The sequence below is a fragment of the Pseudoroseomonas ludipueritiae genome, assembly GCF_014490445.1.
Classification (GTDB): domain Bacteria; phylum Pseudomonadota; class Alphaproteobacteria; order Acetobacterales; family Acetobacteraceae; genus Pseudoroseomonas; species Pseudoroseomonas ludipueritiae.
Genome location: NZ_JACTUZ010000217.1, coordinates 1 through 5,556, shown reverse-complemented (window position 1 = coordinate 5,556; position 5,556 = coordinate 1). Strand labels below are relative to the sequence as shown.

The window sequence follows — 5,556 nt, the reverse complement described above, 5'->3', positions numbered from 1 at the left end:
CGGCGACGACCGGCGGCGGCTGCGGCGGCTGGCGGAGATGGCCGGCGCGGCGCGGTCTCGGCTGCTGGCGGCGGGTGGGGTGCGCTTCCATCAGCCGGAGCGGCGGCGGCTGGCCGATGTGCTGGCGGCCATCCGCCTCGGCACCACGATCGACGCGCTGGGCCTGGAGGCGGCGCAGAATGCCGAGGCGCATCTGAAGCCGGTGGCCGAGATGCGCCGCCTCTTCGCCGGGCTGGAGGATGCGGTGGAAGCGAGCCTCGATATCACCGCCGCCTGCCGCTTCAGCCTGCGCGAACTGCGCTACGAATATCCGGAGGAAATCCTGGAACCCGGCCTGACGGCGCAGCAGGCTTTGGAACAGCGTGTGCGGACGGCTGCCGCGCGATACTGGCCGGAAAGCGTGCCGGAGAAGGTGGCGCGGCAGATCGCGCATGAACTGCGGCTGGTGGAGAAGCTCGGCTACGCGCCCTATTTCCTGACGGTGCATGAGATCGTGCGCTTCGCGGAATCGCAGAAGATTTTGTGCCAGGGGCGTGGATCGGCGGCCAATTCGGCCATCTGCTTCGTGCTGGGCATCACCGCCGTGCCGCCGGACAAGCACGAGTTGCTGTTCGAGCGCTTCATCAGCGAGGCGCGCGACGAGCCGCCGGATATCGATGTCGATTTTGAGCACGAGCGGCGGGAGGAGGTGATCCAGCACATCTACGACCGCTATGGGCGGGACCGCGCAGCGATCTGCGCCACGCTGATCCGCTACCGCGGCCGCAGCGCCGTGCGGGAGGTCGGCAAGGCCATGGGGCTGTCGGAGGATGTCACGGCGCGGCTGGCCAAGGGCACCTGGCACCATGGCGATGGCGGCCTGCACGAGGTGGCGCGGGAACAGGGCCTGGACCCGGATGGCGATCCGCGCCTGTCCATGGCGCTGGACCTGGCGGAAGAATTGCAAGGTTTTCCACGGCATCTGGCCACGCATGTCGGCGGCTTCGTCATCACGCGCGGCAGGCTGACGGAACTGGCGGTGGTGACCAAGGCGGCGATGGAGAACCGCCACACGCTGGAATGGGACAAGGACGATATCGACGCGCTGCGGATGCTGAAGGTCGATGTGCTGGGCCTGGGCATGCTGAGCTGCCTGCGACGCGGGCTGGCGCTGATCGCGCGGCATGGCGGCCCCAGCTATGGGCTGCGCGACATTCCGCAGGATGATGCGGAAACCTACCGCATGCTCTCGCGCGGGGAGAGCCTGGGCGTCTTCCAGGTGGAAAGCCGGGCGCAGATGAACATGCTGCCGCGCCTGCGCCCGCGCGAATTCTATGACCTGGTGATCGAGGTCGCCATTGTCCGCCCGGGGCCGATCCAGGGCGACATGGTGCATCCCTATCTACGGCGGCGGGACGGGGCTGAGCCGGTGACCTATGCCAGCCCGGAACTGGAGGCCGTGCTGAAGCGCACGAAAGGCGTGCCGCTGTTCCAGGAACAGGCGATGCAGATCGCCATTGTCGCCGCCGGCTTCAGCAATTCCCAGGCCGATGCGCTGCGCCGCGCCATGGCGACCTTCCGCCATACCGGTGACGTGCCGGAGTTCCGCGAGCCTTTTCTGGAAGGCATGGCGCGCAACGGCTATTCGCGCGACTTCGCGGAACGCTGCTTCAAGCAGATCGAGGGTTTCGGCTCCTACGGCTTTCCGGAAAGCCACGCGGCGTCCTTCGCGCAGCTTGTCTATACTTCAGCCTGGATCAAGCGGCACCACCCAGCGGTCTTTGCCTGCGCGCTGCTGAACAGCCAGCCCATGGGCTTCTACGCGCCGCCGCAGATCGTGCGGGACGCTGCCGAGAATGGCGTGCCCATCCGCCCCATCGACGTGCTGGCCAGCGAATGGGATTGCACGCTGGAATGCGACGGCGGCACCCTGGCGCTGCGGCTGGGGCTGCGGCTGGTTTCCGGCCTGGACCCGAAGGCCGCCGATGCGCTGGTGGCTGCCCGCCCTTGCCGGGACTTCGCGACCCTGGTGCGCCGCGCCCGGCTGGACCGCCGCGCGGTGGAAGCCCTGGCCAATGCCGATGCCTTCCGCGGCATGGGGCTGGACCGGCGGCGGGCGCTCTGGGCCGCCGCCGGACTGGACCGCGCGGCCCCACCGCCCCTGCCCCTCTTCGCCGCCGCCGAGGCCGCACCCAGCCTGCCCGCTGCCACTGCGGGAGAGGAAACGGTGCTGGATTACGGCGCCACCGGCCTGACCCTGCGCGACCATCCGCTGGCGCTGCTGCGGCCGCAACTGGCGGCGCTGGGCAGCGTGGACAGCCGCGCCTTCGCCAGCCTGCGGCAGGGGCAGCGGGTGCGGCTGGCCGGGCTGGTGCTGGTGCGGCAGCGGCCGGGCAGCGCCAAAGGGGTGGTCTTCTTCACGCTGGAGGATGAGTTCGGCACGGTGAACCTGGTGCTCTACCAGCATGTGGTGGAGGCGCACCGGGCCGCCGTGCTCTCCGCCCGGCTGCTGCTGGTGGAAGGGCGGCTGGAACGGCTGGACGAGGCCGAGGTGCCCATCCTGCACCTGATCGCCCGGCGGCTGGAGGACCGGTCGGACCTGCTGGACGGGTTGCACCGGCTGGGCGGCCCGGCCTTGCAGCCGCCGCTGGCCCATGCGGATGAGGTGGCGCGCGGCAGCCGCCCCATGCCGCATGGCAGCCGGGACTGGCGCTGATCAGGCTGGCGGGGCGGCCCCGGCGTCGCAAAGGTAACGGTAGTAGTCCAGCAGCATCCTGAAGCGGAACTCGCCCTCGGTGGACTTCAGTCCGGCGAAATGGATGAAGGCCACCTCCCGGTCGCCGGCCATGAAGCGGGGCATGGCGCCCATCCAGGACGGCTGGATCTCCTTCCTCAGGTAGTGATTGTAGCTGGAGATGCCCGGCACCAGCCTGCCCGCCGAAGCCACGGCTAGGCCACTCCTGTCGCAGAAATAGTTGAGCAGCGGCTGGTCATGCACCTTGGGGTGGCGGCAGAGGTCGAATTCCGCCGCGTTTCCGGCGATGCAGGCCTGGATGGCGGGCACCGTGAACACCTCCGGGCGCAGCACCAGCATCCCGGTGGAGAAGAGCGCGGATTTCGGAAACAGCGCCCGCCCCTGCTCCGTATAGACCCAGTCCCAGGTCTGCTCGCCATAGAGGAGATCCGCCTTTCCCTCGGCAATGGGGGCGAAGAGCGGCGAAAGGTCGCGGTTCACCACCACGTCGATGTCGATCATCATCAGCACATCGCAGGGCAGGTACAGCGCTTCCAGCTTGCGGAAATGGCCGATGAAGCGGCCCTTCATCTGGCGGGAGACGGCCTCGACCTCCGGGTGGAAGGTGTCGATGCCCACCACGCCAATGCCGTATCGCGCGGCCAGCGCCCGGCTCTGCGCGTCATCCCCGTCATAGGAGATCATCCAGGCCTCCTGCTCCGGCATGCTGCGCCGGAAGCTGGCCAGGAAGGGCTTCAGGTAATGCAGCATGCGGTCATTGGCCACGAAGGATAGGATCGTCTTCATCTCGCCTTCCGCACCGGGTCGCGGCGGCAGTAGCACCCCTGCCGCCCTTGTGGCAGCCCGGCCGTGGCCGAGACACGGCCCGCCCCTGGCGCCGCCCGGGGTGGCAGGGCAGATTGCCGCCCATGCGCATCTACCTCGCCGGACCCGATGTCTTCCTGCCCGATGCCGCCGCCATCGCCGCGGCCAAGAAAGAGATCTGCGCCCGTCACGGCATGACAGGCGTCTTCCCGCTGGACCCGGTCCAGGACCCCGCCGCCGAGGCAGCGGCCGACCGATTCATGAAGATCTACCTCTGGAACGAGGCGCATATCCGCTCCTGCGACGCCATGGCGGCCAACCTGACGCCCTTCCGCGGCCCCTCGGCCGATGCTGGCACGGTCTTCGAGATCGGCTTCATGCGGGCGCTGGGGCGGCCGGTGATGGGCTATGCCAATGCGGCGGCCAGTTTCCGCGACCGCACCCTGGCCTTCCTCGGCGATGCCGCCCGGCGGCGGGAGGAGCCGGATGAGTGGGAGGATGCCGAGGGCCTGCACCTGGAGAATTTCGGCCTGCAGGACAACCTGATGATCGACGGCGGCATCCTGGCCTCCGGCGGTCACATCGTCACCCGCGCGGTGCCGGAGGAGCGGCGCTGGAGCGACCTCGGCGCCTTCGAGGAATGCATCGCCGCGTTGGCCTCCGCACGGCAAAACTGACACTCCCGGCCCTGGCGGGCGCCCTCCGGCTGCGGCACAAGGGCAGCAGCAGGGAAGGACGATCCATGGCCAGCCGGACCACCGACGCCAAACAAGACACCGCGCAGGCGCGCGCGGCAGCGGCGTCCGGCTCCACCTTCTCACCGCTGCGGCACCCGTCCTTCCGGCTGCTCTGGATCGCCAGCCTGGCCAGCAACACCGGCATCTGGGTGCAGAACACCGGCGCCGGCTGGCTGATGACCAGCCTGGCGCCCTCCCCCATCATGGTCAGCCTGGTGCAGACGGCCTCCATGCTGCCGATCTTCCTGCTGGCCCTGCCGGCGGGGGCCATCGCCGATATCCTCGACCGGCGGCGCCACCTGATCATGGCGCAGAGCTGGATGTGCATCATGGGCGCGCTGCTCTGCGTGCTGACAGCCCTGCACATGATCGGCCCCTGGGGGCTGCTGGCCATCACCTTCTCCATCGGCATCGGCAGCGCCATGAACTCGCCCGCCTGGCAGGCGACCACGCCGGAGCTGGTGCCGCGCAGCGACCTGACCCAGGCCATCGTCCTCAACAGCATCGGCTTCAACATCGCCCGCTCGATCGGGCCGGCGCTGGGCGGCTTCATCATCGGGCTGGCGGGCACCCAGGCGGCCTTCGCCTTCAATGCCGTCTGCTTCCTGGTGCTGATCATGGCGCTGGTGGCCTGGAAGCGGGAGGCGCCGCGCAGCCGGCTGCCGAAGGAGCATTTCCTCTCCGCCATGCGGGCGGGCATGCGCTTCGTGGGGGCCTCCCCCCTGATGCGCACCATCATCCTGCGCTCGGTGGTCTATGTCTTCTTCAGCGCCGCCGTCTGGGGGCTGCTGCCGCTGCTGGTGCGGCACCGGCTGGGCCTGGGGCCGGAAGCCTATGGCCTGCTGCTGGGCGCCATGGGTGTCGGCGCCGTCTGCGGCGGGCTGGCCATGACGCGGCTGCGCCGGATGATGGGCCCCAATGGCATGGTCTTCATGGCCACGCTGCTCAGCGTCGCGGCCCTGATCATGCTGGGCCTGGCGCGGCACTGGTCGCTGGCCGGGGCGGGCATGCTCTTCTACGGCGCCTCCTGGATCATCGCGACCTCCACCATGCAGGCCCAGGCGCAGATGATCGCCCCGGCCTGGGTGCGAGCACGCGCCATCGGTATCTACCAGCTTTCCTTCAACGGCATGCTGGCGCTGGGCGCCACCCTGGCGGGCTGGCTGGGCGGTGCCGTGGGGGTGCACTGGGCGCTGCTGGGCTCGGGCATCGGCGGGCTGGTGGCGGGCGTCGCGGTGCGCGCCCTGCGGCTGGAAGGGCCGGCGGCGCGGGAAGCCCCGA

Annotated in this window: 4 protein-coding genes; 3 read left to right on the top strand and 1 reads right to left on the bottom strand. The window is 69.6% G+C overall.

Going from position 1 to position 5,556, the window contains the following annotated elements:
• Positions 1-2,695 (top strand): error-prone DNA polymerase (locus IBL25_RS24025; RefSeq protein WP_187780995.1); only part of this gene is annotated, 2,695 nt, incomplete at its 5' end.
• On the opposite strand, the gene IBL25_RS24020 is transcribed toward IBL25_RS24025, so the two are convergent.
• The gene (locus IBL25_RS24020; RefSeq protein ID WP_187780994.1) at positions 2,696-3,520 is read right to left on the bottom strand and encodes a glycosyltransferase family protein; all 825 of its coding nucleotides are present in this window, start codon (positions 3,518-3,520) and stop codon (positions 2,696-2,698) included. It abuts the gene before it with no gap.
• A 122-nt stretch (positions 3,521-3,642) separates the two neighbouring features.
• Between IBL25_RS24020 and IBL25_RS24015 the strand changes: the two genes are divergently transcribed.
• A complete protein-coding gene (locus IBL25_RS24015) occupies positions 3,643-4,215 on the top strand; it encodes a nucleoside 2-deoxyribosyltransferase (protein WP_187780993.1) in 573 nt (190 codons plus the stop codon).
• Between the two features lie 65 nt (positions 4,216-4,280).
• Positions 4,281-5,556: MFS transporter (locus tag IBL25_RS24010; RefSeq protein WP_187780992.1), on the top strand; the 1,276-nt coding region annotated here is incomplete at its 3' end.

Coding starts and splice junctions, on each gene's coding strand:
- IBL25_RS24020 (WP_187780994.1), bottom strand. CDS start 3,520: ATGAAGACGATCCTATCCTTCGTGGCCAATGACCGCATGCTGCATTAC.
- IBL25_RS24015 (WP_187780993.1), top strand. CDS start 3,643: ATGCGCATCTACCTCGCCGGACCCGATGTCTTCCTGCCCGATGCCGCC.